The sequence below is a fragment of the Methanomicrobia archaeon genome (assembly GCA_016930255.1).
Lineage (GTDB): Archaea > Halobacteriota > Syntropharchaeia > Alkanophagales > Methanospirareceae > JACGMN01.
In genome coordinates, this window is sequence record JAFGHB010000004.1 from 26,996 (window position 1) to 53,041 (window position 26,046).

The window sequence follows — 26,046 nt, forward strand, 5'->3', positions numbered from 1 at the left end:
AAAGAATATACCATATTTGGGTTGACTAAAAACTCTTCGGGACCTTCCCATTGTAACCTCATATACACGCGAAATGTTATATAAAATGAATTAAGCTGAGGTAACCAAAAATGAACACCAATGTCGAATACCTGAGTTTCTGTGGCCGGTGCGACACTATTTGATCACCTGCGGCGACCTCCAGAAACCGAACATCATCGCCGTCAGCTTCTGCATGCCCGTTTCGAAGAAGCCCCCGCTCATCGCCTGCGCCATCGGCTGAAGTGCATATTCCTGCACCTGCATGGTGCGGCACGAGCTAGAAACGAACGATACTAATATCTTTAACGGTGCTTATTTCTCTTACTACAAGCAGGTGCGACCATGACGAAAATAGGAATCATCATTTGCGGACGGTATCAAACGTGTGGCGGCGGTAAATGCCTCAGGGCGTTAAAAGAGCATGTGGGCGGTTTTGCAACGTATCCCAGGGAAGAAGAACTCGAGTTAGTTGGCTATTCATTCTGCGGTGGCTGTCCTGGCGGGAATATCGAATACGTGCCCGAAGAAATGATAAAAAACGGTGCTGAGGTTATCCATTTTGCGACTGGCATGGTTGTGGGCTATCCGCCCTGCCCGCGAATTAACCACTTTAAAACGTTCATCGAGCACGTGTACAAAACGCCCGTGGTCGTTGGTACCCATCCCGTACCCTTGAAGTACTACACGGCACATAAAAATCTCCCGTTTTGGACTGCAATGGATATGGAAAACATAGCGGGACCGCTCCTAAACGAGGACAGAGCGATCATGGCGTTGTACGATTAACGCCCGTTTTGTTGTCTTTCTAACTGAATTGCGGAAACCTCGGATCACCAACCCACGCGCCTTCGCTAAAACAGAGGTAACTTGAATGAAGACCGACGTCGAATATCTGGAGTATTTGTGGCCGATGCGGCACTATCTGATCACCTGCGGCGACCTCCAGAAACCGAACATCATCGCGGTCAGCTTCTGCATGCCGGTCTCAAAGGAGCCGCCACTCATCGCCTGCGCCATCGGTCGAGGCGCGTATTCCTGTGGGTTAATCGAACGCAGCAGGAATTTGTGGTGAATGTGCCGCCCAAAGCGCTGGAGCCGAAGGTCTATTATTGCGGCTACCACTCGGGCTCTGAGGTTGATAAATTCAAGGAAACAGGCTTAACGCCGCAGCTAGCACGGAAGGTACAAGCGCCGATTATCGCGGAGTGCGTCGCGTGGATGGAGTGTATGGTGCGACAGGAAATAGAGACGGGCGATAAAAATATCTTTGTCGGTGAAGTTATGGAGGCGTACGCAGATGAAGCGCTGGTGAAGGGCAAACGGAAAATAGAGTACGCACAGGGAGCGTTCCCCCGGAAGATCTATGGGACGCGGTTTGGCGAGTAGATATACCAATAAGACACAATGAATTCGAGGCAAAGAATAGCATGGATACGAAAAAGATCGTGAAGGACCAATTTGATAAGCAAGCCGAAAAATTCTCGAACTGGTCAATTACAAAGAACCTCGAATATCAACAACGATACTTCGAATTCTGTGGTATGGTACCAGAAGACACTCTTCTGGACGTGGCATGTGGCTCAGGAGAATTTTCAATCTTCTGTGCAAAAAGGATAAAGTATGTTTGTGGAGTAGACCTTTCTGAGAAGATGATTGAATTAGCCGAAGCTCAGGTAGTTGCGACTAAATTAAACAATATACACTTTACCTGTAACGACGTAGAAAACATACCAGTCGAAGACGATACATTTTCTATAGTCGTTTGCAAGTCTGCATTTCATCACTTTTTAAATTACGAGACTGTTTTCAGCGAAATGATTCGTGGTTGTAAAAGAGATGGCAGAATTAGCATACAGGATATCGTTTCGTATGACGATAACAGGGCAAACGATTTCTTCGAGAGGCTTGAAAAAGAGATAGATAAAAGCCATAATAAAGCATTGTCAAAGGAGCATCTTACCGATTTATTCCGCCGGAATAAAATTAAAATACTGAGAACTTATGAGCTGGAAATTGAATTGAATTTTAATGAATATGTTAATCATGCTATCCAGTCTAAAGCTAATTTAGAGAATATAAGCCATTTAGTGGATGGTGGCCTGAATGATCAAGACATCTCACCGTATTTCACTACAATAAATGACGAATTATTTTTTAAACGGAAGGTATTTTTAATTCTGGGGGAAAAATGACCAGTACTTCTCTCAATAAAGCTTATCTGGCTCATTCGTTCGCCCAAATCTGCTCCTTTCGATTGCAAACTTCAAATCTGCTCGACACGGTATGCGGACCGGCTTTAGAGGTGATGAAGAATGGGAAATAACGAAGCAAAGAGCCTCATTGGGTGCTGCGGAATATATTGTGGGTTATGTAGCAAGTACCAGTCAACCGCGAAAAGCAGATGCATCGGTTGCAAATTGGGCGAACAACATTCATGGTGCAGTATCTGGAACTGCTGTGTAAAAAAGCATGGCTTTGAGACTTGCATCGAATGTAAAGAAGTATTTCAGTGTAAAATCTTCTCGCGAAGGAAAGTTACGGAGTGGATCCCTGCTGCTAATAATTTACTCCGGATTAAAGAAGTTGGTTTAAAAAGGTGGTTAGAAGAACAAAGCGAAAGACAAGCATTGTTGGAAAGATTACTCCAGCATTATAATGAAGGGCGATCAATGAGTTTTTACTGTAAAGCCTGTGCAAGAATGCAGATTGCATTGATTAACGCGGCAATTAAAGAAGCAACGAAAAAACTTGCAAGTGAAAAAGTAGATAAAGCTGACATAAAATCCAAGGCAAATGTTGTAAAGAAGACAATCAGAGAATTGGCTTCAACATCTAATGTTGATCTGAGTTAACAATAGTGTTCCGAAGTCAACTCCGCGCCTTGTTTCGCAAGGCTCGCCTCTCGGGGGCTAACCGCGGATTACAGGGAATCAAAGTTTTTCCGAAATCGCCGTCAGCAACTTCTTTTATTCATCTTCCGTTATTATACCTGTGGACTGGTGAAGAGAGCATGAGAAAGCTACTAATCATCATCATTATCGGCATTTTCACGATAGCCGCTGTTGGCTGGGTTTCACAACATCAAAAAATACCGCCTCAGGATTCACCGATGCCAGAGCAACTTGATTGGGCAGAAACAGATCCGCTAGCCTTGCTTGAGATCCTCAAAAGCCGTCCAGACACCCCGCTCACGATTGCGAGTACGCCACCACCGGACTGGATAACGGAAGAACACGTTCGGCAGCTTATGCACGTGATCGATTCCGAAGAGCCTGCTGCACCGGTAGTTTCAGTACTCAGTTCCTATTATCCCTTCAATGAGTCATCTACGGTCGGAAACGAGGCAATGTTTCTCATCGAAGGATTTAGAAGAGGACGTTATCCCCCCGCTCTATGCTCAATTTACTATTTTGACGGTAATACGGACGAATTGAGAACGTGGTGGAGCAACCAAACGGGGTACTAAGGTGCGGCTGAGCAACCGCAGATAGATAACGCAGCGCATGCCCCTTTACTCATCATCGCAGGTATCTTTCTCTTAGCCCGGCCAGCTCACCTACTGGCAAGTTGTGATGGTGCTGCTCAGGATAATTCCACGATCGTCTGTATCGGAGTAACGCAGAGGATAAGCATAATCATGTGAAGACGCGTATAAGAGAAGCAGGTGGATGAACAGAAGGCGATCTCCGCTACCCTTACGATGCGAAGCGAAGCGAAGGAATCGGTCCCTAGCTATCCTCGGGTCAGGTGGTGCATGTAGATAATGCTAACCTATGAGAAGGCGCTGAAGAAGCTTGAAGAGCATAAGACTGAAATAAACTTGTACGGCGCGAAGCGAATAAGGCTCTTTGGCTCTCATATGCGAAATGAGCAAACTCCAGGGAGTGACCTCGACGTTTTGGTGGAGTTTGAACACGGAAAGAAAACGTTCGATAACTACATGGACCTGAAATTCTTCCTGGAAGAATTATTTGAAAGGGGGGAGCCTTAAATTGATCTTGTGGGAGCATTAAAAACGATGTCACAACAAAGCGGTCCAAAACTACTCTACATCAATAACCTGAGAACAGTGCTGATCACACTCATTGTCATGCTCCATATCGCCATTACGTACGGTGCAACTGGTTCTTGGTATTACTACGAACATACCGGGGACGTTATCTCTGCGGTTCTTCTCACGCTCTTCACTGCGGTTGTGCAGTCCTTTGTCTTAGGATTCTTCTTTATGATTTCCGGGTACCTCACGCCAGGATCGTATGCTCGAAAGGGACCGAGAACGTATTTGAAGGGCAGATTTATCCGGTTAGGCATTCCCCTCGTGGTCTATTTTTTCGGTATCAACCCACTCATAGTGTATACGCTCTACGTCAGGTCGATGGGTGACTCGGTGCGCCTCCAGGATTTCTTTGGGACAGGTCCGCTCTGGTTTGTTCAGGCGTTACTGATCTTTTGTGTTGGTTATACCTTATGGAAGGTATTAAGCCCAGAAAATGTGAGCGGATTAAAGCAACAGCCGCAAAGCAGTCAGATCCTCGTCTTCGTCCTTATGCTATCACTTGCTAATTTCCTCGTTCGAATATGGTGGCCGATTGGTGAGAGCTTTTCAAACCTCCAATTCGGCTTCTTCCCTGGCTATGTAAGCCTTTTTGTCATTGGCATTATAGCCTATGACAATAAGTGGTTTGATAATTTCTCTGATTCCGTTGGAATGAGATGGCTGAAGCTTGCAGTACCCGCTATTTTCCTATTTCCTGTGATTGGCGTAATGGGCGGTGCAGTCGAAGATGTAACTCCGTTCTTGGGCGGCATTCACTGGCAATCGTTAGCATATTCGCTGTGGGAAGCTTTTGTAGGCGCAGGTTTAATTGCTGGCCTCTTCGTTCTTTTTCGCAAAAGGTTTGATTCCCAGACGAGTTTTACCAGGACGCTATCGGACAACGCATATACCGTCTTCATAATTCATGCTCCAGTTATCGTGTTCGTTTCGTATGCACTGAGAGGACTCCCTATTTTTCCGCTGCTGAAATTCGCTTTAGTGTCGGTTTTAGGAGTGAGTCTTTGCTTCGTGATAAGTCATTGTATTGTACGCAGGATTCCCTATTCAGAGAAGGTTCTATAAGGTAATGACCGCAACATTCGCTCAGGCATCGTCTGCCTTCTAACAAGGGAGGCTAAAGCCCTACGTGCCTTTCGGGACACCGTTTTCTGCGATCGCAGCGCCACATTTATTAGTGCTTAGAATGTATCTAAATGGGAGTGAAAATGAGACGCACTCTGGAAACTACTAAAACTCCGAAAAAAGAGAGGCGGGACTATCTCAAAATAGCGGTTAAGGGCGTTTTTTCACTCTTATTCATTATCGCCTTCATTTTCCTCTTAGCTGGTAGATTAACGTACTGGCAGGGCTGGGTCTTCAGTATCGTCATGGTGCTGCTCGTTCTGATTCAGCTTATCGCGTTCGCCGATAAAACCGACCTTGCCCAGGAACGGTTCAAACCCGGACCAGGCACGAAGTGGTGGGACAAAGTATTCTGGGTATTGTATGCACCGCTATTCTTCGCTATCTTCATCATTGCATGTTTAGATGCCGGACGGTTTCTCTGGTCCCCCCACTTGCCGCTGGTGGTTTACGTAATCAGTTACATAGCATTCATCTTCTCGATTTACCTCTATTCCTGGGCGATGTGGGTAAACAAATGGTTCTCCAGCACGGTCCGCATCCAGACGGATCGAGCGCAGCAGGTGGTGCAGGACGGCCCGTACCGGTATGTCCGACATCCGGGCTACGTGGGCGGCATTCTCATGGCGATCAGCACCTCGTTGGTTCTGGGCTCGTTATGGGGGCTCATACCTGCGGTTTTTGTGGTTATACTGCTTATTATCCGCACCTACTTGGAAGACGTCACGTTACAAAAGGAATTGCCGGGCTATTTCAACTATACGAAAAAAGTACGGTATCGGCTTGTGCCTCGGATGTGGTAAGGTAAAAAGTGAAATAGAATATGCTCTTCGTTATATACTGAGACCATGCACTCCCAAAAACTAGAAATTGTTTACCGGAACCACCCGCTCCTGATCGACTATTTCATACTACGTCGTGCTGGAAACGACGCAGTAGTGTATCTCCACGGCTTGGGCTGCTCTAAGAACGATTTCTTAGAGGCCATAAATAGCCCCGAGCTGAAAGAGTACACGCTCGTCGGGTTCGATTTCCCCGGCTGCGGCAACTCCCCTTATCCTAGTGGTTTCCATCTCGAAATAGACGATCTGGTCGAGATCACGCACTTAGTACTATCGAAGCTGCAGATAGACGAGTTCGTCATTGTTGGCCACAGCATGGGCGGGCTCGTTGCTCTCTTGTACGCAGAGAGATATAAAGAGCACGTAAAAGGCTTCGTTAACGTAGAAGGTAATTTAGCGCCAGAAGACTGTTTCTTCTCCCGCGAGGTCACGCAGCATAGTTTCGATTATTTTACCACGGCCGCTCTTCCAGAGCTAAAGCGCCGCTTAACGCACTCACCGAACCGAGGATTCCGCAACTACGCGGAGACGTTAGGAAAAGCGTCTGAAAGAGCTTACTTTGATTACTCCCCTCCTTTAGTGGATTATTCTGATAGCGGTAGCTTGGTTCGACGGTTCATTGGACTACGAATGCCTAAACTGTTCGTCTACGGCTCTGAGAATCGCGGCTTGTCCTATTTGCCAACATTAAAAGAGGGCGGATGCGAAACGGTCGAAATACCTCGGAGCAATCATTTTCCCGGTTACGATAATCCGCACGCATTTTATCAGGCAATTGCCGCATTTTTGCAGACGAACGTCTCACGGTAAAAGAAGAACCAGAGACTGTAAAAAGGCTAATGGAAGGCTAACCTTTAACAGACCTCATATCAAATTTGTTTTAACTGTTAACGGTTAGTAAAGAGGAGGGATCTCCTTTGCGGCAAGATAAAAACTGGTATCAACAGCCGGTGGATCAGGTTTTTGACGCCTTACTCGCGAGCGCGCGGGGGCTCACGGTCAGTGAGGCAAAAACACGGCTTGAGCGCTATGGCTATAACGAATTGGTGTTCAAGAAACGGGGGCCGCTTGTCCGGTTCCTGATGCAGTTCCACAGCTCATTAATCTACGTGCTTATCATAGCCGCCATCGTTACCGCTTTTCTCAGCATTACGGGCGAAGGGGAGATGTGGATGGATACGGCAGTTATCCTGGCGGTCGTCCTTGCCAACGCCATAATCGGCTTCATTCAAGAGGGCAAAGCGGAAGCAGCGGCTGAAGCACTGGAGAAACTGATGACTCCTGAGTGCACCGTGCTCCGAGACGCTACGCAGGAGATTATCCCAGCACGGGAGTTGGTACCCGGTGACGTGGTTCTGCTGGACGAAGGCAAAAAGGTGCCCGCGGATTTGCGGCTGTTCTATATAAAGGACATGAGTGCAGATGAAGCGACACTCACTGGCGAGTCCGTGCCGGTAAGGAAGATGACCGAGCCGATTGCAAAGCCCAACTTAACACCCGCGGATCAGTACTGCATGGCGTTCAGCGGGACGTTCATCACCAACGGCTCGGGCAAGGGGGTGGTCGTCGCTACCGGCAAGCATGCCGAAATTGGCAGAATCGCGGAACTGGTGGAAGAGACAGAAGAGACCATCACACCGCTCATGCGAAAGATGGCGGATTTTACGCGATTGTTAATCATTGCGATCCTTGCCATTGCAGCGCTTAATTTCCTACTCGCAGTACGATTTGGCTTCCCTCCTGTGTATTCATTCCTTGCCTCGGTCTCGTTAGCGGTTGCCGCGATACCGGAAGGACTACCCGCGATACTCACCATTACCTTAGCGTTTGGCGCAATGACCATGGCACGGCGCAATGCGCTCATAAAGAAGTTACCGGCTGCAGAAACCCTCGGCGTCACGACGGTCATCTGCACTGATAAAACCGGCACGCTCACCAAGAACCAAATGACGGTATCGCGAATCTACAGCGGAGGCAGGGATTACATGGTGAGTGGTGTTGGCTATGAGCCCAAAGGAGAGTTCTTTCGGGGAGGGCTCACCATTAACCCTGAAAACGAGGGCGAAGCACTGACTGAAACCCTGAGAGGGGGTTATCTGTGCAACAACGCTGTGCTTGAAGAGTCTGAAGAAAGAAGGTACAGCATCGTTGGCGATCCTACAGAAGGGGCGCTCGTCGTTTCTGCACGTAAAGCGGGTATTTCCGACGACCGCGCCAAATTAGATGAGATACCGTTCTCTTCTGAGCAGCAGTACATGGCTACATTGCACGAGTGCCCGCGCGGGAATGCCATTTATGTGAAAGGCTCACCGGAGCGGGTTTTACAATTGTGCCAAAAACAACTGGTCAACGGACAGAGTGAACCGCTGCGCAGTGATGTAATCTTAGCAAAGGCGAGCGAGCTGGCGGGAGAGGCTTTGCGTGTTCTGGGTATGGCGTATAAGCTCGTACCCGCAGAAAAAAGGGAATTGAATCGCGAGGATTTGGAAGGGCTGACGTTCCTCGGGCTCCAGGGGATGATCGACCCGCCCAGAGAAGAAGTGATGGAGGCGGTAAAGAAATGCAAGCGTGCAGGCATCCGCGTCGTGATGATCACCGGTGACCATGCACAGACCGCGAAAGCGATTGCACAGCAGATAGGAATTGGCGAAGACGACGCGAGAGTGCTGATCGGGGAAGAGCTCTCACGAATGAGTGATGATGAGCTGTACGAGGTTGTGGATACCGTTTCGGTATATGCCCGGGCTGCTCCGGAACATAAGTTCAGAATAACCAAGCAGTTGCAGCGCAGGGGGCATATTACCGCTGTTACCGGCGATGGCGTAAACGACGCGCCCGCGCTCAAGGCTGCGGACATCGGGATCGCTATGGGGATAACGGGAACCGAGGTGAGCAAAGAAGCCTCAGATATTATTCTTACAGACGATAACTTCGCCAGCATCGTGGCCGCGGTAGAAGAAGGTCGATACGTCTACGATAACATCCGAAAAATCATTCTGTACACGCTGCCGACAAATGGCGGGCAAACGATGCTGGTCTTAGGCGCAATACTATTGGCACCATTTTTACCCATCTTCAATCCGCATTTAGGCGGAAGTCTTCCTATCGCACCCGTGCAGATCCTCTGGATAAACTTGCTCGACGCCGTTGCGCTCGCACTGCCGCTCATCAGAGAGCCGAAGGAGAAGGGACTGCTCGATAGACCGCCACGCAGCCCTGATGAACGTATAATCGATAGTCCGTTCTTCAAGAAAGTCGGAATAGTATCGCTGGCAATGGCACTCGCAGGGTTCTTTATGTACTATATCGCCACGCGAATATGCGCGGGCGATCCCGAGGTTCTGACAGAGGCACAAACGGCGGCATTCACTACCGTAATGCTGGTTCACATCTGCTACCTCTTCACCGCGCGGTCAATCACCGAGTCTGCGTTCAGGTTCAGTCCGTTCTCGAACAAATGGGTGCTCATCGGCGCGGCACTCACGCTCGGGCTCCAGCTCATTATAATCTACGCTCCGCCGTTTATTGGCATCAATCCGCTGAGAACTGCGCTCTTGCCGGCCGAATGCTGGCTTGTCATGGTTATACTCGCGATCCCGATATTCTTCATCATCGAGTTCGAGAAGTTTTTAACTAAGCGTCGAGAAGAGAGGAGAGCGGGGTTTAAAGCGTAGAGGCGCGGTATTAAAGCAGGTTTATAATTATGAAAGGCGTTTATTGATAAAAGGACTCTGAACGAAGTGAACGATGAGACGTGTAATCTGGTGGCTGATTGTCGGTACGAAAGGCGGCGTAAATCGTGCGCGGATAATACGGGCATTAAATGAACGACCCTATAACGCCAATCAGTTGTCAGAGGTCCTAGAATTGGATTACAAGACCGTACGACACCATCTCAAAGTCCTTCTGGATAACAAGATCATCACCGTAGCAGGTGATGGATACGGATCGGTGTATTTCTTATCATCAGGTATGGAGGAAGAGTATGAAGTCTTTAAGGAATATCTGGATAAAGTGTGGAATAAATAATATAAGCGCAAAAAAGAGAGAGGATAGAAGGTGATAAAGATGCCGGGACCTCAGCCTCTGCCAAGCATGTGGCTCATCAATCTCCAGGCGCTCATAACGCTCGGAAACGTTATCCTTTTGCTCTGTCTGCTCTTCATCTACGCGAAGAACTACGAGCAGATCAAGTCGAAATTCGCGCTGGGCTTGATCGCCTTTGTTATTCTTCTGATTGTGCAGGCATTCATCTCGAATCCGTTCGTCGCTTTTTTGTGGGGCTTTCGGCATCTCGACGCGCTGGGCCTCCTCAGGATAGTGTCTGAGTGGTTTGAATTTGCGGCATTGGCGATCCTCTTGTATATCAGCCTGAAACCCGAGTAGCTGAATTCTGAAAAGCGTTCAAAGCTCATCAAAAGGCTCCAAGCGAATTTGGGTACGATTTGGGTCGAATTTGGTAAAAAAGAAAGGCTTATGTGTAGCTCATTCTCTAACTATAGTCGTGGAGAGATTCTGAAAGAATCGGAGGTATAAGAGATGAGAATGATGAGAATAAGAACGAAAATAATTGCTGGTTTGCTGGTTCTGGCACTGATAGCAATCGCCACTGAGGTTGTTCTAGCTCTAGGAGATGTAGGTATGCAATCACCTGAGGGTAGGCAGCCACATGAAGGCAATCGATCTCCCGTAATAGCACCGCGGTGGCCTGAGGGGCAATGTGATGATATGAACCAGTTGACGGAGGAGGAGAGAGAAGAGATCCAACAGCAAATGCACGAGTTCATGCAGGAGCTACGTGAGCAGTACAGTGGCGATCTGACGGAAGAGGAGCGCGAAGCGATGGATCAAGAGCTGCAAACCTTCTGGGCGCAGATTTGCGATCAGTACAATATCTCGTGCCCCGACGGGTATCGCTATTGGGCTACGGAGGGCGTTGGTACCAATGACACCATCGGACCGGAGAGGCAAATGCCTGAGCGTAGACCTGTCGCAGGGGGAGATGGCGGGAATTTCAATGAAACCGCAAGGCAGGAACAGCAAAGGGATGAGAATGGGCCTGGACGTGTTGCCAAATGGCTCGGGAATATCAAAACGTTTTTCCAGAATTTGGTAGGCCTAAAGGCGTATTTGAGTTCAGTTGGGGTGATCGAGTTACAAATCGGGAGAGTATGAGTAACGAGGTTAAAAAAGAGGTGATGTAGCGAAATGGACCGTAAAGATGTAATAATTGCTGTACTTACCATCCTCTTGCTCGGCTCGACCTCGGCTTCGTGCCTCATTTATCAGCAGCAACATGGGATAGAAGATGTGCAGAGGGTCCTTGGAGTTTTCAGTAATCTTAATAGCGGAACCGCCGGCAACGAGGGTTCGTTCGCTTTTACAGGTGTGTCTCAAGGTGTCAGGAACGCTACGGCCAATATCGTTGCGGTACGAAGCGATACCAGCATGGGCGAGATAGGAAAGGTGCATGTGGAGATCAACGAAGGAACAGGGAATGTTCTGGTGAATACGAATCCGTTTACCGAGCCTGATACGCAATATTCCGTGCGAGAAGCAGTCGAAGTGGCTACCGACTTCACACAGGCGAGTATCGCGGATAAAGATATCGTTATCTCGTTTGAGATCAACGGCTCGCTGGTTGGGGGGCCGTCAGCCGGAGCAGCGACCACTGTCGCTATCATAGCAGCACTGGAAGGTGAAAGCGTACGACAGGACGTGGCAGTCACGGGCACGATCGAAGAAGGCGGCGTCATCGGGCAAGTAGGCAGTGTGTTTGAGAAGGCTATCGCAGCAGAGAATAATAACATGACGCTCTTTCTCGTGCCAGACGGTCAAGAAATGGTGGTCTATTACGAGCAACAAATCGAAGATCGAGGTAGATTTGACTTCAGGTTTAAGCGGGTCTATTACACGTCCAAAGAGATCGATCTCGGCGAGTATTTCCAGGGAGAGATGAACGTGAAGGAAGCCTCGACAATTGATGATGTGGTGTCGTACATGATCACCTGAGATTGCAACCCATGATAGACAAATACTTTTGTGCGATGCGGCAACAGGAGAGGGTTTTAAAACGCTCCGGTAGCTTTCTTTTTAGTTTACAACCTTACGTTGTGGCTCTACACAGCGTTGGCGTGGTAAGAGAGATTCAAACAACTTGGGTGAGATTTGGGTCTAATTTGGTAAAAGAGAAAGGCTTATGTATAGCTATTTCTAACCCTTGACCGGGAAGAACCATACGTGAAAAGTGATGCGAAGATGGAGCAGAAGATCGAGATGATTGAAGAAACCGATAAAGTAGAACCGCATCTCCCCAGATGTAGAGGGGCTCGTAGCACATACAGAGTTCGAACTTCGCTAGGGGGTAGGCTATGAGCCCCTCTGGACTAGATACGGTCATTCAGTTAGAGAATGTCTGGAAGATCCATCAGATGGGCAATGTTCAAGTGTCAGCGCTACGGGGTATTGATCTAGAAGTAGAGCGAGGCGAATTTTTAGCCATCGCGGGTGCGAGTGGGAGTGGCAAGAGCACGATGATGAACCTCATCGGTTGTCTAGATCTGCCAAGTAAGGGAACAATTCGGTTGGACGGTACCGATATCGCGAGTTTTCGCGAGTCGCAATTAGCGCAGATACGCGGCCAGAAAATCGGGTTCGTCTTCCAGCAGTTCAATCTGATTCCCACACTCACCGCTTTGGAGAATGTTATGCTCCCTCAGGAGTTCCAGGATGTTGAATCCGCACGGGCGAGAGAGAGAGCTCTCGAGCTGCTCGAGCTGGTGGGGTTGGGAGAACGAGTGCACCACCTGCCCTCTCAACTATCGGGCGGGCAGCAGCAACGTGTGGCGATCGCGAGAGCCTTGGCCGTTGACCCCGACATAATCCTCGCCGACGAGCCGACCGGGAATCTGGACAGCAAGACTGGCGAATTCATCATGAATTTGCTGAGCGAGGTACACGGGAACGATAGCAAAACGATTATTCTGGTGACGCACGATTTCTACCTGGTAAAGCGAGCGGAACGGGTTGTGTATCTCAAAGACGGCCAAATCGAGCGAGAAGAGCATAACCATAAGAACAACTAGGGTGAGATGAATAAAATGCTAATTTGTGATGATTGTGTTAATTATTTCTTGGGGTGTCCAGTAAGTAGCTATCCGATACGTTATGGCTTGTGTGAACTTTGCGGTAACAAAGCGCACTGCTACGATATGCACATCCAAAAAAACAAAACAAATGTGAGAAATAAAGTGCATACTACTGCTGATATAATACGAGAAACGATAAGGATGCTGTATTACCCTGATATCGATAAGAACGATGGATTGAAATTAGCGGACTATACAATAAGGAAAGTATCTGGCAGAACACCAGAAGAATTAGCTGAATTGGTGTTAAAAAAGGAGGTAAAAGATAAATGATAAGGAAGCTGTTATGTAGAAACAAAATGAAGAATGTACTGGCTATTTGTAGTATAGTGGCAGTGCTCGCGTGTCTTGTTGCTCCGGTAAGCGCGGGCACTGATGCGAGCATCGTTATAACAAACGTAAAGCCTACGGAATTCCTGCCCGGCGAGACGAAAACGCTGACGGTTACCCTTCAGAATGGGGGGTCCTACGATGCAAAGCACGTAACGCTTAATTTCGAGGACACTGAGTATATCTCGGTGGTTGGCTCGTCAAGCGTCTCGGCGCTCTCGCTCTCCGGGTGGAGTTCCAAAGACGTGACGATCACTGTTCATGTCGCAAAGGGCGCGCCAAGCGGGGCGTATGCCATTCCCGTCACCTGCACGTTTGATCAATACTATTCCGAGGGCAGTCAAACGGTTACCGAAACCATGCCCGAAGTCTCCTATTCGATCGTCCTCCAGGTGGCGCAGGGCGCGATCATCGATATCGCTGACATCGTCCCGTCAGAACTGAAGCCCGGTGAGCTGACAGAGCTGCAGTTTACCATCGCCAATATTGGCAATTATCCGTTGCAGGACATCGCCTTTTCGTGGAACGAAGCGGAAGGAGCAATTCTCCCTCTTTCTTCTGACAATACGAAACACATTAATCGTATCGATGTTGGTGAATCCGTTGAAGTAGCGTACACGGTCGTAGCCGATGTGAATGCCGATGCCGGGGTGTATCAATTAGATCTGACGATAAAGTTTGACGACGAAAGCGGCGGCTCGAGATCGCTGAACACGACCGCGGGCATCATCATAGGCGGGGGAACTGATTTTGACGTGACCTTCTCTGATAGTTCAGATAGCCAGACGTCGCTTTCTGTTGCGAACATCGGTAATAATCCCGCGTATTCCGTGACGGTGAAGATTCCTGAGCAGGAGCAGTTCGCGGTTCAGGGCAGCTCCGCCTCGATCGTCGGCAATCTCGATACAGGCGATTACACCATCGTCTCATTCGAGCTAACGTCCACACGTACTTCGTTCGGAGGACCTGCTGCTGCAGATCCCTCTCAACAACAAAGTGCCACTCAAAACAACGATCTTGACGTATTGATTGAATATACAGACGCAACGGGCACACGACAAACGGTTGAAAAAACCGTGGCGATTCCATCCACTAATTCGAGCTCAAATGCAGCTCAATTCCCTCCTGGTATGATGAGACAACAGCAGAGCATCTGGCAAAATACCACCTTAATTGGCGTTATTGCTCTCGTGATTCTCCTTATTGTTGGATTTATCTGCTACAAGAAAAGGCAATCGGTAACTGCGTTTTTAACCCGATTTTCACGAGCAAAGTGAAGAAAGAGTAAGTAACACGATGAAAGTGAGAAAATCCCTCAAGTTAGCCGTAAATATTCTGGTGCACAGCAAGCTGCGTAGCTGGCTGACGATTATCGGTATCGTCATCGGAATCGCTGCGGTGGTTGCGATCGTATCTATAGGGGAAGGCATGCAGCAGGGTGTCGAGAGCCGTCTTGGAGGGCTCGGTGCGGATGTTATTACCATCTCCCCTGGGGGAGGGCGTGCTTCTGCGGGGTTCCGTGGCCCTCCTGGTGAGCAGGGAAGCGCTGCAACCTCTGATGACGCCGAAGATTTAACCAAAAGAGACGTTCAAGTGCTTCAGTCTGTAGACGGTATTGAGTTGATTCAGGGCACCGTTTCAAGCAGCGGAGAAGTGTATTACCTCGGAGAAAAGGCAACCGTTTCTATTGAGGGTGTAGAACCGTTGGTCTGGAAAGAGATGACCACATCTGAACTGGAATCCGGGCGGTTCCTCGGCCCGTCAGACTATAATGCCGTTGTCGTTGGCAACAGCATAGCCGAAGATACGTTCAAACAGCCGTTAACGGTGAACCGCGTGATCACCATCGAGGGCAAAGCATTCAAGATCGTGGGCATTTTAGAAGAAAGTGGGAGTTTTGGTGGGAACGACCGTACGATAATCATGCCCATTGACGCTGCGCGAGATACCCTGGATGACATTGGCGAGGATGAGTTCGACTCTATCACGATCAAAGCAGCGAGTACTGCTGATATCGACCAGATTATGGAAGATGCCGAGCAGAAGTTACTGAACTATCGGCACCTTACGGAGGACACCGCGGATTTCAGAATAAGCTCAGAAAAATCCATGCAGGAGACCATGAGTGACGTCACAGAAACCATGTCCCTATTTTTAGAAGCGATTGCCGCAGTTTCTTTGCTGGTCGGATCCGTGGGTATTGCGAACACCATGTTTACGTCAGTGCTGGAGAAGACGAAGGAGATCGGGATCATGAAATCGATCGGAGCAAGGAACGGTGACATCATGATGATTTTCCTCTTAAATGCAGCAATCGTCGGGCTGGTCGGCGGGGTATTAGGGATCTGTCTTGGTACCGGCATTTCTTCATTACTGCCGCTCCTGGGTATGCGGATAATGGGAATGGGGGAAGAAGTGACGACGGTGATCACACCTATGCTTTTAATTTATGCGGTTCTTCTCGCCGTCGGCATTGGCATCGCAGCTGGTGTTATTCCGGCCTATCGCGCGTCAAGGCTCAAGCCGGTTGATGCATTGAGGTATGAGTGAAATGCATTTCAATACCGTGGTAGACGCACTCGTTGATGGTGCCTCCTCGTTGCTTGGCATTCACGGAGTTTCTGCTGGCGTCGGTAGAGGTAAGTCCGAGAAAATTTGGGTAAGATTTGGGTGGGATTTGGCTCTAATTAGGGTGAAAAGAAAAGCTTATGAGGGGTTATTTCCAATATATAGCCGTGGAAAAGCGTTAAAAATTTAGGAGGTGATATGACAAAATGAAAACAAAATTGATTGCAGGATTGGTGGTTCTGGCATTGGTGGCAACGGCCACTGGTGCGGTTCTCGCCCGGGACAATTCTGGCATGCAACCACCTGAAGGTGTGGAATCGCTCACGGGAGCACATCAGTGGTCCAGAGGTCCTGGGTGTATGAACCAATTGACGGAGGAGCAGAGAGAGGAAGTGCAGGAACAAATGCAGGAGTTCCGGCAGCAGTTAGCGGAGCAGTACGGTGTCGACATGACGGACGCGGAGCGAGAGGAAATGCGGGAGCAACTACAGGAAAAGCAACAGGAGCAGCATCAGGAAATGCAAGAGTTCAGACAGCAGTTAGCGGAGCAGTATGGTATCGACATGACGGACGAGGAGCGAGAGGAAGTGCAGGAACAAATGCAGGAGTTCCGGCAGCAGTTAGCGGAGCAGTATAACATCACCTGTCCCAGCGGCCCGCAATTTGTGGATGAAGATGGTGATGGTATCTGTGAAAACATGGGCCCGCACATGCGAGGGTTTCGAGGAGAGCCAGGATTCGGTGAATTTCCACCAACTCCTCCAGATGTAGCGGAACAGTGATAACGGAGATGGTATAGCCGCCATTATACACAAACCGTAGTAGTGAGTGGTGCGTGGTTCTTTTTCCACATCTTCCACGCACCCACTATTTTTTCAGTTTTGGTAAACGAACAAGGGGAAGAAGAAAGCAGGTCATGTTAGATTACGGGAATACCGTTTAAAACGGAAAGAGAAAAAAATAGAAGGTGATAAAAATGCCGATACCACTGCCGCAGCCTCAGCCAGACATGTGGCTCGTCAACCTCAAAGCGGTTACAACATTAGGGAACATTATACTCTTGTTGTGTTTACTTGTCATCTACGCGAGGAACTACGGGCAGATCAAATCGAAATTCGCGCTGGGCTTGATCGCTTTTGTTATTCTCCTGCTTGTGCAGGCGTTCACCTCGAATCCGTTCGTCCACGTGATGTGGGGCTTTCGCCATATAAATGCGTTGGGCTTGTTCACCATATTGCCTGATCTGTTTGAATTTGTGGCCTTGGCGATATTACTGTATATTAGCCTGAAGTCCTGAGTCGTTATGCGCTTCTCAGAGCGTAAAAACGACTGCATGGGATTCTAAATTGGATGAAGCGCTGGGTAGCGTGGGTACCGTTACGATAACCACCAAAGATTATGAAGGGATCGAAATAGGCGAAGGCACGCTAAGATAAGACCAGACCGAACGAAGGTGATTGCCGTGGCGACCATCGGGTGCAGCTCACAGTTCATCCGCCACAACAGAGCGTGGGGGCTCGATAGATTTCGGATTGCCCGCACAAAGAGATTCGGAACATAGCTTGTGCAGCGAAGGACCGAAAGGCCGCTTCCGAAGAAGCTCCAAATATCTTCGTTCTTGCCACGTGGGCTCAAAAAAAACCAATTATTTTATATACCCTTATCAAATAATATCTCGACAACTACCTAAAATAAAGAAAGGGGTGAAAGAAATGGAGATAAAGATGAAATACAGGTTTGCATTTACGCTCTGCGTGCTCTTGCTCCTCACGGGATTGAGTGTGGGGCTTGCAGGAGCGCAAGAAGCAGAAGCGGCAGCTACAGTGGGAATGACAGAAGGCGCATGGATCGCCTTAGCAACAGCAGCAACGATGGTGGGTTCCGCACTCGCTGCGGGTTGGGCAATAGTAGCTACCGGTGTTGCTGCTGCTGGCGCGACGGCGGAGAAGCCTGAGATATCCGGGCGAGTGCTTATTTTCGTAGCTCTCGCCGAGGCAATAGCTATCTATGGGCTTTTGATCGCATTCATGCTCTGGACGAAGATATAGATAGCCGCGCAGAGCGCTCAATGCGCCGTGTGAAGCAAAAAAAACAAAAAGTAAAGAAGACGTAAAATGCAACTTTGGGCAAAGTTGAAAGGAAAGCTAAAGGGCAATCTTTTTTTCCAAGCCCTTCCTTTTGCTTTTCTTATCGCGGTTCTCACGTTCCTCGGTTTATTCGGCGGGTTTACATTCGGTAAGCGATTCGAGGGCAGCGTAGCCAGCTTCGCGCTTGCTTTCGCCTTGTCCTTCCTCGGCTTCATCTTTGGACTGCTTATCTCTTATGCGCTCATGAAGCTGAAATACGAATGATTCCGTGCTGTTTCTTCGTTCTTGAAAATTATCACGGTAAATTGAGCCCTGCGGTATTAGGTGATTTTAGTGCGTTACGATCCGGTAGTTTAAAGCGGAAAGAGAAGAGCGGAGAGGCAATGGCACGAATAAGTTTGCTCGCGGATTTGGAGTGAATACAGGAGGCGATTATGGCCAAGCGAGATACGAATAAGCCTCTTATCGCGATATGTGTGGAAACCGGCTGTATCTACCTTGGCGTCCACAAGGTGATAACCGCGTTTAGGAGGATTGAAAGGCAGAGGCGGGAAGACAATATTAACGTGAGGGAGGCGGGCTGCCTGACATACAAGCTAAAGTAGAGCGAAGAGCAAGCGCATTAAATAATGGAACCTTCAATCAACCTAAAAATCTACGGGAGCTTTCCAATTATAAAAAAAAACTCTATCGCTATCTTGTAACTCGTCTAAAAACGACAGCTTACTAACTGAGTACTTGAATATCCTAAAGTTTGTGTGAAAAAAGCAGTGAGGGAAAAATATTGAAAATCTCAACTATCGAGTGTGGTTATTCTTCTTATAAACGAATATCGCATCCCAATCGGCAACCCTTCGAAAATCCTCAAAAGTCTCTTTTTCCCACCTTTGGAATGGTCCTCTATCGGGATCATGGACACATACCTCATCATTATTATAACCAACAATAACTACCATATGTGTTGGCTTGTTTTTAATACTAACCATTGGAACACAATTTGAAGATATCTTGCCAAGAATTTCGTCCAGAGGAACAATCCTCTCTTCTGCGCGGCCTTTTAACTCCATATACTCAGTTAAAATACGTTGGACTTCGACGGTGGCCCTATCTAATCTTTCTCCTCTCTTCTCTATCACCCTAGAAGTTCGAGAACCAATGCCGAAATCTGCAGTATAATATTCGGTTTGAAAACCTAGCTTATTTGCAGCCAATGCGATACCAATAGCTAGGGCTCCTCTTGTAAATCTCTCTCCAGCAAGTTCTTGAATTTGATTTTTCTCGTGATTTTCCCCGAAATAATCGAGTACCATTCTGAGAGAAGTATAGCCACAATCGTATTTTCCTGGTTGCTTATGGAAGGGTATCTCTAACTTCATAACAATTGATAAATGATAACAGGACTATTTATCAGTTACGGAGAAAAAGGAAAAATCGAGAAATGATCGTTGAGATCAAAAGTTCAGGATAAACACTCCTACAAGTTACGGGCTATTCGATATTTAAAGTATGATCGTGTCACCAGGATCTGTAATTAGTATTAAAACTTAGGTGTTGGACTTTAATTACCCTTCAATCTCCGTTATTATCTTCCCATCCACCGATACGTAGAAGCGATAATCACCTTTTGCCTGTTCCATTGTCACGTAGACCTCTTGCCCCTGTTTAATGATCGTCCCGAAGGTGCTTGGTAACACGGGGTACACGTACTCTGCCTTGTTAATCTGCGGCTTTAAATCAGCTCTCACTTCAAACTCAGTATCGTACGTGCGGTGAACTTCAATCTCGTCACCGTCGATTGCACGCAGGAAGAAGATCACTGCACAGGTTCGAGCCCATCGTGGTATCTTACCGATACCTAAGAAGTCGGGGACTATTGCCTTGGAAATTACGAATTCGTCTATTTCCTCGCCACTCTTCATCTCCGGGATGGTAAACACTCGCGGCGCTATCGACTGTTGCTGCTGGTCAAAATAATAGTATCCAAAGAGCTCGCCACCGGGGAAGCCTTCGTCCGATAGATTGCGTAGCAAAAAGGTATGGAGAATAGAATTCCCCGCAATAAACGAAGGTTTGGAAAGGTAGATCTCGAAATAGTTCTCGTAGACGCTTAAGAAGTCTTCATCAAACGACCGGATCTTTGGTACGAAGCCTAGTTTGTGCATGGTATCTTAGCTTGGTACCCCTTTATATAAGCCTTACGATATCCGAAATTACATTGAATAAACACGCCATTTCACGTTAAAGAATCAGCTAAAAAGCTAAAAAAATTGCGCGTAAAGCTATCGAAAAATGTAAAAAATATTACAAGAAATAGCAGTTTATTTTTCGTTAACTAATGCGTGAAATAGGCAACTACTTCCATTTTCGGTTCGTTAACAGAATCGATCCTGACGAAGCCGTACCGTTCGAACTGAACCACATTCCCGAGTTCCGTGGCAATTAACGGCTCGCCGATACCTTCCTCCGCTACTCCGTCAGGCCTCTTCACCCTGACGCTTATGCCGTCCGCAGGTGCCCACTGGATAACGGGCATGTCTGTCGTCGGTTCGGTAGCTCTATCTATAACCATTGCCACTAAGGGCTCGGTGCTCTCGATCTCTACCGTGCAGAGATACTTCAATCTCACTTTTTTTCCCGGCGCCAGTCTCGCGGAATCAGTATCACTGAGGTAAACGGTATTGCCAGTTTGTATCTCTCGATACCCCTCACGTGAAGGATGCTTTAGTGCGTGCGCCACAAGCGAATCCACCCCTTCCAATCGCAGTGCCACGGGATTCCGCACGAAGAAGTATCTATTCGATACGTCATCCACCAGCTTTCGGTTCTCTGCATATAAATTCTTCATGCTCACCGCGATATCGTTCCGCGTGACACCCATAGAAACGAAGAACTTGCGAATCGCTTCCGGTTGAAATCCTCTTCTGCGCAGTGCTCTGAGCGTTGGCAGTTGCGGGTCGTCCCAGCCTTCGTAGTCGCCGCGTTCTATCGCTTTTCCGAGCTCGGACGTGCTGAATTTGCCGAATTCGTGTATCTTTATCTTGCCCCAGAGCATCGTCCGGGGATATTCCCAGCCGAAATAGTCGTATAAGAACCGCTGTCGCTTCTCCGATTTCATGAGGTCCTTGCCCCGTATGATGTGCGTCAGACCGAGCAGGTGATCCTCGATGGCCGACTCGAAATCCAGCATTGGCCATACCACGTATCGCCCGCCGACTCGCGGGTGATCGCGTTTGAGCACTCGGAATGCGACCCAATCGCGCAACGCGGGATCAGGACTGGCAATATCCGTTTTTATCCGCAGCACTGCCTCTTTCTCTTCGTACACGCCGTTGAGCATCTTCTCCCAGTTCTCCATCGTTTCTTCTCTGCTCGCGGTCCTGTGGGGGCAGGGCTGCATATTGTCTTTATACAGCTTAAACGTCTCCGCAGGGCAGAAGCAGACATACGCCGCCCCTTTCCGGATCAGCTCCTCCACATACGTATAATACAAATCTATACGTTCCGATGCCACGACTATTTCATCCGGTTCAGCATCTAACCATGCGCAGTCCTCTAGATACCAGCTATACGCTTCTAATAACGGCCGTTTCACTACTGGATCCGTATCATCAAATCGCAGAATGAATGTTCCATTATAGCGCTGGGCGTACTCCGAATTGATAATAATGCCACGAGCGCTGCCAAGCGTCGCCGCGCCATTGGGATTGGGCGCGAACCGCATCACCACATTCTCCCCCTCTGCCAGCGGCAGTTCAGGCAAGCCAGTTTCAGTACGTCTTGGTTCTGTTGCCGCTGCAGCTAGCTCATCTAATAACTCCGGCGCGATTGTAGCCAGTTCGTCCGCGCGCTCGTCCTTACTCAGCGAGTCTATACGCGCGATCTCCTCGTTCACTACTATCGAGAGACTCTTAGCGTCTTTTCGTAACTCGGGCTGTTCTGAGAGCATGCGCTTCAGCACCACATCCTTCTTCGGCGATTTACCGTATTTCACTGCGTTCTGTAACGCGTATTTCCGTATCTGTGCCCTTAACTCTTCCATCCTTCTTTGTTGATTTCCTTCGCTATACGTTTAAAAGGGATAAGTCAAGTAAAAACTTCTTTTTTTCTCCACGCGGCTCGCTTTTTAAAACGATACGCGCCGCAAACTCTTAGATTTTATCCTCAAGGTTATTTGTATCAAAATATTTTTATTAACTCCCTATCAACTTCCATAAGAGCAATATGATATGCTCTCTTACGCTTAACGGTAGATGAAGGGAGAAGGCACGAGCGGTGCGGCGATGCGAGGCAAAAAGCGTGAAACCGGTAAAAATGAGTGATGGCATCGCCTTTTCCCGGACTGCTACGGGATGGCGGAACGGGGAGTAAAACTACCATGAAAAACGGCAGTATTAGTCGTGCGCTGATGAAGGGCAGTGTTGTTTGTATGGCACTGTCAGCAGTGATATTGACGCTTTCGACTCCTGCAAACGCGGATTACACGGCTGATCACCCGTTAACGACCTACGCGCATGATACGATCTACGGAGATCTGATCTATACGATCGGAGATAGCGACTATATGGGTGAACTATCTCCCGGGGATATCTACACGGTCTCCTTCGATCTTGACATTCCAGACGGTGCGACGGTAAAGATAGCGCGATTGTATGCTTACTGGACCTGGAGCCACGCAGGAGAAGAGGGTGTATATCCTGATATGGACGTTACATTCGATGGAGCGGAAGCAAAGTTGGATAGGGAATACCCAGATAGAAAAGGCTCTGGCGATTATGACTACCCCAGCGGCACGTATTGCTATGATGTTACCGATCAGGTATGGGGAAGTAGCGTGTATATCACAACGGCTGAGAATAGTGCGACGGAATCGAAGACATTTTCGATGGTTGCACTCGCGCTGTTGGTGATCTACGAAGATGCGAGCGGGAAGAAGCGAGAATATTGGCTAAATGAGGGCTGTGACATACTGAATATGAAGATAATCGAGCATGCTGAAGATGCGATTACGACCGCCAGGTTTGGTGGGGTAATCGAGAGCGAGGAACTACAAAGTGCGAACTTAGTGACGATCGTTCCCAGCGGCGATAGGGGTGAAAACACACTTCTGTTTAATGCGGGGATCTGGGATAGCGTTTATACCGGGGATCCGTATGATGATCTTGCCATTGATACACGGGACGTCACCGAGTATGTGGTAGCGAAAGATAATATAGCGAAGATCGAAGATGATGGAGACTATTTGGTTCCAAGCGGCGCGTTTTTGGTTGTGACGTATAAAGAGGAAGAAGATGAGCCCAGTCCTGTTGTTACACCTATCCCAACCGCCTCGCCAACGCCTGCTGCGTCTGCTACCGCTACACCATCGCCCATAGTTGCAACGCCTGCACCCACGTTCTCCCCAACACCTTCTCCCCCTACGCCCACTCCGTCCGGCTTTGAAGTCGGCTTTACAGTTGCGGGTTTCCTTATTTTGACCCTGTATCACATGAGGAGGAAAAATGAGAGCTAATAGAACGCTATTTCTCATCACGTTCCTCTGTGTAATTCCGATCTTATTTCTGATTTCCACGGCATCAGCATCATCGTTAAGTCGAACCTATACGAAGGTCGGTGGGGATATAACCTGCGATACGGCTAGCGAAATATCGATAAAAGATGAAGTGAATGCAGGCAATCCGATATTTGTCGTTTACAAAGGCGAAACAATAGGATTCCTGAATAGCACGGGCGAACTGAGTGGAATACGAATAGACGGGAAATTCACTGCTGCCGGGTCCCCTTCTTCAAGCAACTTCAAAACCTCCTTTATTTCCGCAGAGTGGGATACAGAAGGCAAGTATGAGGGCTATTATCGATTCTCAGACGATGCGAACGGTAATGGAGACTATTTTGAAGCTGAAACGGACAATCAAGGCTGGCTCTCGCTTGATACGCATACCTTCAGATTGAATTTGTATCCCGCAGATAAGACGTATGCAGAGGGCTCCTTGAATCTCACGATCGAATCAAACAACAAAGAAGCGGGTTTTATGCAGTTCAGCATCGAATCTGGCGGGCATTCGATACGAGACGTTCACGGGCACGACATTTATGACATTCCGATCGAGTATAGAGCGGAGACAAAATTTTATAACGTCTCTGAGGATATTTGGGGCATTTCCATCTCAGCAGAGGGTGGAATCGTGCTGGCGATGTCAGATTTGGACGTGGTGGAGGGGAGATACACCATTGTGCTGAAGGACTTTGCCACCGAGGTTGAGAAGAAGATCAATTTCGAGATAGAACCGCGAGAGATCGAACTAGATGTAACTGATGAGATCGCAAAGGGCGAGCGAGCGGAGATAGTTGTAGAGAGTGCATTTTCATACAAGGAAGCGAGATTATTGATCGATTCGCTGGAAAGCCAGAATGCAACGTTAGATGCAGAAGGCGAGAAGTTATTCCTGTGGGATACAGCAACTGCTTCACACGGAAGGCACGAGCTGCGGATACAGGTAGATGTAGACGGCGATGGTAGATTCGGGGGCTACGAGGACGAAGAGGCATCGTGCTCTATCGAAGTCCTCAAGGGTGACGTCACGGTGACAGCACCGGATGAAGTGATACTAGGCGATCCAGTTGTGATAGAAGGGACGTCCACCTATGGCGACTCCACAGTGATAGTAATCGCCGATAAATACGTGGACAAGGCAAGAATCTACAGAAACAAGTTCACATACGAATATGAAACCGTGGGCGAGCTGGAAGGGCCGAAGAAGGTCGAGGTGTTCATCGATGCTTCTGTTGAATTCAGTATCGGCGAGGAAGTCTCGGAGGATTGGAAGCGAAGAAATAAGGCAGACGCGGATACAGAGTTTGCTCTGATCGAGTCACAGGAGCTCACCCTGAATGTGCAACCGATAACGGCAAAAGGAGACGATGTTTGGATAAATGGAACCGCAGCAGGTGTAGATAAGGTATACCTGCTGGTATTGAACCACGAGGGGGGAGTCATAGTTCCGTATGGCACGGAAGCGACGGCTACACCGGTAGATGGAGAGGAAGGGATCTGGGATGAGAAGCTGCTAGAACCTGATATCGGCACGTATACGGCCCTTGTACTCCATAAGGGGCGGGATGGTGTAACGGATGCAATATACGATGGCTGGTGGGAGATAGGCGATGAATCGAAGACCCGGGACCAGCGGATTGCGATACTCGAGGATCGGATAAAGGGCGCGGGTAGTGATGATCTTTTTGTGAAGAAGGACTTTAAAGTTGTCAATCCTGAGGTCACACTTGAGCTGGAAGATGTCGCTCTTGGTGAGAATCTAACGATTGTTGCACGCACAAACGTAAACGAAGGCGTTACTGCATGGCTGAGTGTGGGTGAAGAAGGCTCGAATAAAGAGCGGGAGATGAAGACGGCTAAAGTGGAGAACGGGACGATAACGGCAGAATTTGATACCACTGCACTATCTGTGGGGCGCTGGGAGGTCTGTGTGGACATTCTGGATCGATGTTCGGATATCGGGCTCGTGAATATAACAGCTGAAACCACCGCACCTGCATCGACAGCGATATCAAATGCAACGGCTACGCCTTCGCCTTCGCTTACTCCGACTCCAACAATGTCCATACCAGAAGAGAGTTCAGGAGCGCCAATACCGGGTTTTGACTGTCTCGTCTCGTTATTAGCGCTGCTCATTACGGTGGCAGCGTATGTGATAAGGGCGAAAGCGAAAAAGTCCTCGTGATTTCAGGTAAACGTAAGAAGTCAGCTAACACTTCAAGGCTCCAAAAATCGCTTTTTGTTTCATCGCTATCCTGAACGAATGCGATAAGAGCTTCTTCTAATCTCATGATTCACTTCTTCCGCTTCATCAGCAGTC

Annotated in this window: 30 protein-coding genes; 27 read left to right on the top strand and 3 right to left on the bottom strand. The window is 48.4% G+C overall.

The features are described 5' to 3' along the window. The first annotated feature begins 363 nt into the window (after nucleotides 1-363). From JW878_00315 to JW878_00435, 25 genes are all read left to right on the top strand, one after another. Nucleotides 364-807, top strand: coding sequence for a CGGC domain-containing protein (locus JW878_00315; protein ID MBN1761508.1), 444 nt, complete (start codon nucleotides 364-366; stop codon nucleotides 805-807). An 85-nt stretch (nucleotides 808-892) separates the two neighbouring features. Beyond that, complete coding sequence (locus tag JW878_00320) at nucleotides 893-1,093, top strand: hypothetical protein (GenBank protein ID MBN1761509.1); 201 nt, start codon at nucleotides 893-895, stop codon at nucleotides 1,091-1,093. Beyond that, nucleotides 1,090-1,407 carry a flavin reductase family protein gene (locus JW878_00325; GenBank protein ID MBN1761510.1) on the top strand — a complete coding sequence of 106 codons (318 nt, stop codon included), beginning with the start codon at nucleotides 1,090-1,092 and terminating at the stop codon, nucleotides 1,405-1,407. Before JW878_00320 ends, JW878_00325 begins: the two co-directional genes overlap by 4 nt. Nucleotides 1,408-1,448: 41 nt before the next feature. Next, the gene (locus JW878_00330; protein MBN1761511.1) at nucleotides 1,449-2,213 is read left to right on the top strand and encodes a class I SAM-dependent methyltransferase; all 765 of its coding nucleotides are present in this window, start codon (nucleotides 1,449-1,451) and stop codon (nucleotides 2,211-2,213) included. 120 nt (nucleotides 2,214-2,333) lie between these two features. Beyond that, nucleotides 2,334-2,873 carry a DUF3795 domain-containing protein gene (locus tag JW878_00335; protein ID MBN1761512.1) on the top strand — a complete coding sequence of 180 codons (540 nt, stop codon included), beginning with the start codon at nucleotides 2,334-2,336 and terminating at the stop codon, nucleotides 2,871-2,873. Nucleotides 2,874-3,031: 158 nt separating this feature from the next. Continuing rightward, the gene (locus JW878_00340; protein ID MBN1761513.1) at nucleotides 3,032-3,487 is read left to right on the top strand and encodes a hypothetical protein; all 456 of its coding nucleotides are present in this window, start codon (nucleotides 3,032-3,034) and stop codon (nucleotides 3,485-3,487) included. Nucleotides 3,488-3,784: 297 nt separating this feature from the next. Then, nucleotides 3,785-4,012, top strand: a complete 228-nt coding sequence (locus JW878_00345) for a nucleotidyltransferase domain-containing protein (protein MBN1761514.1) — start codon at nucleotides 3,785-3,787, stop codon at nucleotides 4,010-4,012. A 27-nt stretch (nucleotides 4,013-4,039) separates the two neighbouring features. After that, the gene (locus JW878_00350) at nucleotides 4,040-5,140 is read left to right on the top strand and encodes an acyltransferase family protein (protein MBN1761515.1); all 1,101 of its coding nucleotides are present in this window, start codon (nucleotides 4,040-4,042) and stop codon (nucleotides 5,138-5,140) included. Between the two features lie 143 nt (nucleotides 5,141-5,283). Continuing rightward, nucleotides 5,284-6,003 carry an isoprenylcysteine carboxylmethyltransferase family protein gene (locus JW878_00355; GenBank protein ID MBN1761516.1) on the top strand — a complete coding sequence of 240 codons (720 nt, stop codon included), beginning with the start codon at nucleotides 5,284-5,286 and terminating at the stop codon, nucleotides 6,001-6,003. A gap of 45 nt (nucleotides 6,004-6,048) precedes the next feature. Continuing rightward, on the top strand, nucleotides 6,049-6,852 hold the full coding sequence (locus tag JW878_00360; GenBank protein ID MBN1761517.1) for an alpha/beta hydrolase: 804 nt from the start codon (nucleotides 6,049-6,051) through the stop codon (nucleotides 6,850-6,852). Nucleotides 6,853-6,959: 107 nt separating this feature from the next. Further along, nucleotides 6,960-9,716, top strand: a complete 2,757-nt coding sequence (locus JW878_00365; GenBank protein ID MBN1761518.1) for an HAD-IC family P-type ATPase — start codon at nucleotides 6,960-6,962, stop codon at nucleotides 9,714-9,716. Nucleotides 9,717-9,789: 73 nt separating this feature from the next. Further along, complete coding sequence (locus JW878_00370) at nucleotides 9,790-10,071, top strand: winged helix-turn-helix transcriptional regulator (protein ID MBN1761519.1); 282 nt, start codon at nucleotides 9,790-9,792, stop codon at nucleotides 10,069-10,071. 39 nt (nucleotides 10,072-10,110) lie between these two features. Then, nucleotides 10,111-10,428 carry a hypothetical protein gene (locus JW878_00375; GenBank protein ID MBN1761520.1) on the top strand — a complete coding sequence of 106 codons (318 nt, stop codon included), beginning with the start codon at nucleotides 10,111-10,113 and terminating at the stop codon, nucleotides 10,426-10,428. Between the two features lie 153 nt (nucleotides 10,429-10,581). Further along, nucleotides 10,582-11,217 carry a hypothetical protein gene (locus JW878_00380; GenBank protein ID MBN1761521.1) on the top strand — a complete coding sequence of 212 codons (636 nt, stop codon included), beginning with the start codon at nucleotides 10,582-10,584 and terminating at the stop codon, nucleotides 11,215-11,217. A 33-nt stretch (nucleotides 11,218-11,250) separates the two neighbouring features. Beyond that, nucleotides 11,251-12,054 (top strand): hypothetical protein, encoded by an 804-nt coding sequence (locus tag JW878_00385; protein MBN1761522.1) that lies wholly within the window; start codon nucleotides 11,251-11,253, stop codon nucleotides 12,052-12,054. Nucleotides 12,055-12,413: 359 nt separating this feature from the next. Then, the gene (locus JW878_00390) at nucleotides 12,414-13,127 is read left to right on the top strand and encodes an ABC transporter ATP-binding protein (protein ID MBN1761523.1); all 714 of its coding nucleotides are present in this window, start codon (nucleotides 12,414-12,416) and stop codon (nucleotides 13,125-13,127) included. 6 nt (nucleotides 13,128-13,133) lie between these two features. Continuing rightward, nucleotides 13,134-13,463 carry a hypothetical protein gene (locus JW878_00395; protein ID MBN1761524.1) on the top strand — a complete coding sequence of 110 codons (330 nt, stop codon included), beginning with the start codon at nucleotides 13,134-13,136 and terminating at the stop codon, nucleotides 13,461-13,463. 26 nt (nucleotides 13,464-13,489) lie between these two features. Continuing rightward, nucleotides 13,490-14,797, top strand: coding sequence for a COG1361 S-layer family protein (locus tag JW878_00400; protein ID MBN1761525.1), 1,308 nt, complete (start codon nucleotides 13,490-13,492; stop codon nucleotides 14,795-14,797). A 19-nt stretch (nucleotides 14,798-14,816) separates the two neighbouring features. Beyond that, nucleotides 14,817-16,070, top strand: a complete 1,254-nt coding sequence (locus tag JW878_00405) for an ABC transporter permease (GenBank protein MBN1761526.1) — start codon at nucleotides 14,817-14,819, stop codon at nucleotides 16,068-16,070. Then, the gene (locus JW878_00410; GenBank protein MBN1761527.1) at nucleotides 16,063-16,278 is read left to right on the top strand and encodes a hypothetical protein; all 216 of its coding nucleotides are present in this window, start codon (nucleotides 16,063-16,065) and stop codon (nucleotides 16,276-16,278) included. Before JW878_00405 ends, JW878_00410 begins: the two co-directional genes overlap by 8 nt. 16 nt (nucleotides 16,279-16,294) lie before the next feature. After that, on the top strand, nucleotides 16,295-16,870 hold the full coding sequence (locus JW878_00415; GenBank protein ID MBN1761528.1) for a hypothetical protein: 576 nt from the start codon (nucleotides 16,295-16,297) through the stop codon (nucleotides 16,868-16,870). 194 nt (nucleotides 16,871-17,064) lie between these two features. Beyond that, nucleotides 17,065-17,385 (top strand): hypothetical protein, encoded by a 321-nt coding sequence (locus tag JW878_00420; GenBank protein ID MBN1761529.1) that lies wholly within the window; start codon nucleotides 17,065-17,067, stop codon nucleotides 17,383-17,385. Between the two features lie 415 nt (nucleotides 17,386-17,800). Beyond that, complete coding sequence (locus tag JW878_00425) at nucleotides 17,801-18,136, top strand: H+transporting two-sector ATPase C subunit (GenBank protein MBN1761530.1); 336 nt, start codon at nucleotides 17,801-17,803, stop codon at nucleotides 18,134-18,136. A 66-nt stretch (nucleotides 18,137-18,202) separates the two neighbouring features. Next, complete coding sequence (locus JW878_00430; protein ID MBN1761531.1) at nucleotides 18,203-18,439, top strand: hypothetical protein; 237 nt, start codon at nucleotides 18,203-18,205, stop codon at nucleotides 18,437-18,439. Nucleotides 18,440-18,609: 170 nt separating this feature from the next. After that, nucleotides 18,610-18,780 carry a hypothetical protein gene (locus tag JW878_00435; GenBank protein MBN1761532.1) on the top strand — a complete coding sequence of 57 codons (171 nt, stop codon included), beginning with the start codon at nucleotides 18,610-18,612 and terminating at the stop codon, nucleotides 18,778-18,780. A gap of 192 nt (nucleotides 18,781-18,972) precedes the next feature. On the opposite strand, the gene JW878_00440 is transcribed toward JW878_00435, so the two are convergent. From JW878_00440 to JW878_00450, 3 genes are all read right to left on the bottom strand, one after another. Beyond that, on the bottom strand, nucleotides 18,973-19,551 hold the full coding sequence (locus JW878_00440) for a peptidase C39 family protein (protein MBN1761533.1): 579 nt from the start codon (nucleotides 19,549-19,551) through the stop codon (nucleotides 18,973-18,975). Nucleotides 19,552-19,737: 186 nt separating this feature from the next. Further along, a complete protein-coding gene (locus tag JW878_00445; GenBank protein ID MBN1761534.1) occupies nucleotides 19,738-20,337 on the bottom strand; it encodes a hypothetical protein in 600 nt (199 codons plus the stop codon). Between the two features lie 170 nt (nucleotides 20,338-20,507). After that, nucleotides 20,508-22,214 (bottom strand): glutamate--tRNA ligase, encoded by a 1,707-nt coding sequence (locus JW878_00450; protein MBN1761535.1) that lies wholly within the window; start codon nucleotides 22,212-22,214, stop codon nucleotides 20,508-20,510. A gap of 336 nt (nucleotides 22,215-22,550) precedes the next feature. On the opposite strand from JW878_00450, the gene JW878_00455 reads away from it, so the two are divergent. Both JW878_00455 and JW878_00460 read left to right on the top strand, forming a co-directional pair. Beyond that, entirely contained in the window at nucleotides 22,551-23,684 is a 1,134-nt protein-coding gene (locus JW878_00455; protein ID MBN1761536.1) for a DUF3344 domain-containing protein, read from the top strand. Continuing rightward, entirely contained in the window at nucleotides 23,674-25,911 is a 2,238-nt protein-coding gene (locus JW878_00460; protein MBN1761537.1) for a hypothetical protein, read from the top strand. Before JW878_00455 ends, JW878_00460 begins: the two co-directional genes overlap by 11 nt. Nucleotides 25,912-26,046 lie beyond the last annotated feature (135 nt).

Excerpts from the sequence above, each read along its gene's own strand:
- JW878_00315 (MBN1761508.1), top strand. The coding sequence starts at position 364 with ATGACGAAAATAGGAATCATCATTTGCGGACGGTATCAAACGTGTGGC.
- JW878_00320 (MBN1761509.1), top strand. The coding sequence starts at position 893 with ATGAAGACCGACGTCGAATATCTGGAGTATTTGTGGCCGATGCGGCAC.
- JW878_00330 (MBN1761511.1), top strand. The coding sequence starts at position 1,449 with ATGGATACGAAAAAGATCGTGAAGGACCAATTTGATAAGCAAGCCGAA.
- JW878_00335 (MBN1761512.1), top strand. The coding sequence starts at position 2,334 with ATGGGAAATAACGAAGCAAAGAGCCTCATTGGGTGCTGCGGAATATAT.
- JW878_00340 (MBN1761513.1), top strand. The coding sequence starts at position 3,032 with ATGAGAAAGCTACTAATCATCATCATTATCGGCATTTTCACGATAGCC.
- JW878_00345 (MBN1761514.1), top strand. The coding sequence starts at position 3,785 with ATGCTAACCTATGAGAAGGCGCTGAAGAAGCTTGAAGAGCATAAGACT.
- JW878_00350 (MBN1761515.1), top strand. The coding sequence starts at position 4,040 with ATGTCACAACAAAGCGGTCCAAAACTACTCTACATCAATAACCTGAGA.
- JW878_00355 (MBN1761516.1), top strand. The coding sequence starts at position 5,284 with ATGAGACGCACTCTGGAAACTACTAAAACTCCGAAAAAAGAGAGGCGG.
- JW878_00360 (MBN1761517.1), top strand. The coding sequence starts at position 6,049 with ATGCACTCCCAAAAACTAGAAATTGTTTACCGGAACCACCCGCTCCTG.
- JW878_00370 (MBN1761519.1), top strand. The coding sequence starts at position 9,790 with ATGAGACGTGTAATCTGGTGGCTGATTGTCGGTACGAAAGGCGGCGTA.
- JW878_00375 (MBN1761520.1), top strand. The coding sequence starts at position 10,111 with ATGCCGGGACCTCAGCCTCTGCCAAGCATGTGGCTCATCAATCTCCAG.
- JW878_00380 (MBN1761521.1), top strand. The coding sequence starts at position 10,582 with ATGAGAATGATGAGAATAAGAACGAAAATAATTGCTGGTTTGCTGGTT.
- JW878_00385 (MBN1761522.1), top strand. The coding sequence starts at position 11,251 with ATGGACCGTAAAGATGTAATAATTGCTGTACTTACCATCCTCTTGCTC.
- JW878_00390 (MBN1761523.1), top strand. The coding sequence starts at position 12,414 with ATGAGCCCCTCTGGACTAGATACGGTCATTCAGTTAGAGAATGTCTGG.
- JW878_00395 (MBN1761524.1), top strand. The coding sequence starts at position 13,134 with ATGAATAAAATGCTAATTTGTGATGATTGTGTTAATTATTTCTTGGGG.
- JW878_00400 (MBN1761525.1), top strand. The coding sequence starts at position 13,490 with ATGAAGAATGTACTGGCTATTTGTAGTATAGTGGCAGTGCTCGCGTGT.
- JW878_00405 (MBN1761526.1), top strand. The coding sequence starts at position 14,817 with ATGAAAGTGAGAAAATCCCTCAAGTTAGCCGTAAATATTCTGGTGCAC.
- JW878_00410 (MBN1761527.1), top strand. The coding sequence starts at position 16,063 with ATGAGTGAAATGCATTTCAATACCGTGGTAGACGCACTCGTTGATGGT.
- JW878_00415 (MBN1761528.1), top strand. The coding sequence starts at position 16,295 with ATGAAAACAAAATTGATTGCAGGATTGGTGGTTCTGGCATTGGTGGCA.
- JW878_00420 (MBN1761529.1), top strand. The coding sequence starts at position 17,065 with ATGCCGATACCACTGCCGCAGCCTCAGCCAGACATGTGGCTCGTCAAC.
- JW878_00425 (MBN1761530.1), top strand. The coding sequence starts at position 17,801 with ATGGAGATAAAGATGAAATACAGGTTTGCATTTACGCTCTGCGTGCTC.
- JW878_00430 (MBN1761531.1), top strand. The coding sequence starts at position 18,203 with ATGCAACTTTGGGCAAAGTTGAAAGGAAAGCTAAAGGGCAATCTTTTT.
- JW878_00435 (MBN1761532.1), top strand. The coding sequence starts at position 18,610 with ATGGCCAAGCGAGATACGAATAAGCCTCTTATCGCGATATGTGTGGAA.
- JW878_00440 (MBN1761533.1), bottom strand. The coding sequence starts at position 19,551 with ATGAAGTTAGAGATACCCTTCCATAAGCAACCAGGAAAATACGATTGT.
- JW878_00445 (MBN1761534.1), bottom strand. The coding sequence starts at position 20,337 with ATGCACAAACTAGGCTTCGTACCAAAGATCCGGTCGTTTGATGAAGAC.
- JW878_00450 (MBN1761535.1), bottom strand. The coding sequence starts at position 22,214 with ATGGAAGAGTTAAGGGCACAGATACGGAAATACGCGTTACAGAACGCA.
- JW878_00455 (MBN1761536.1), top strand. The coding sequence starts at position 22,551 with ATGAAAAACGGCAGTATTAGTCGTGCGCTGATGAAGGGCAGTGTTGTT.
- JW878_00460 (MBN1761537.1), top strand. The coding sequence starts at position 23,674 with ATGAGAGCTAATAGAACGCTATTTCTCATCACGTTCCTCTGTGTAATT.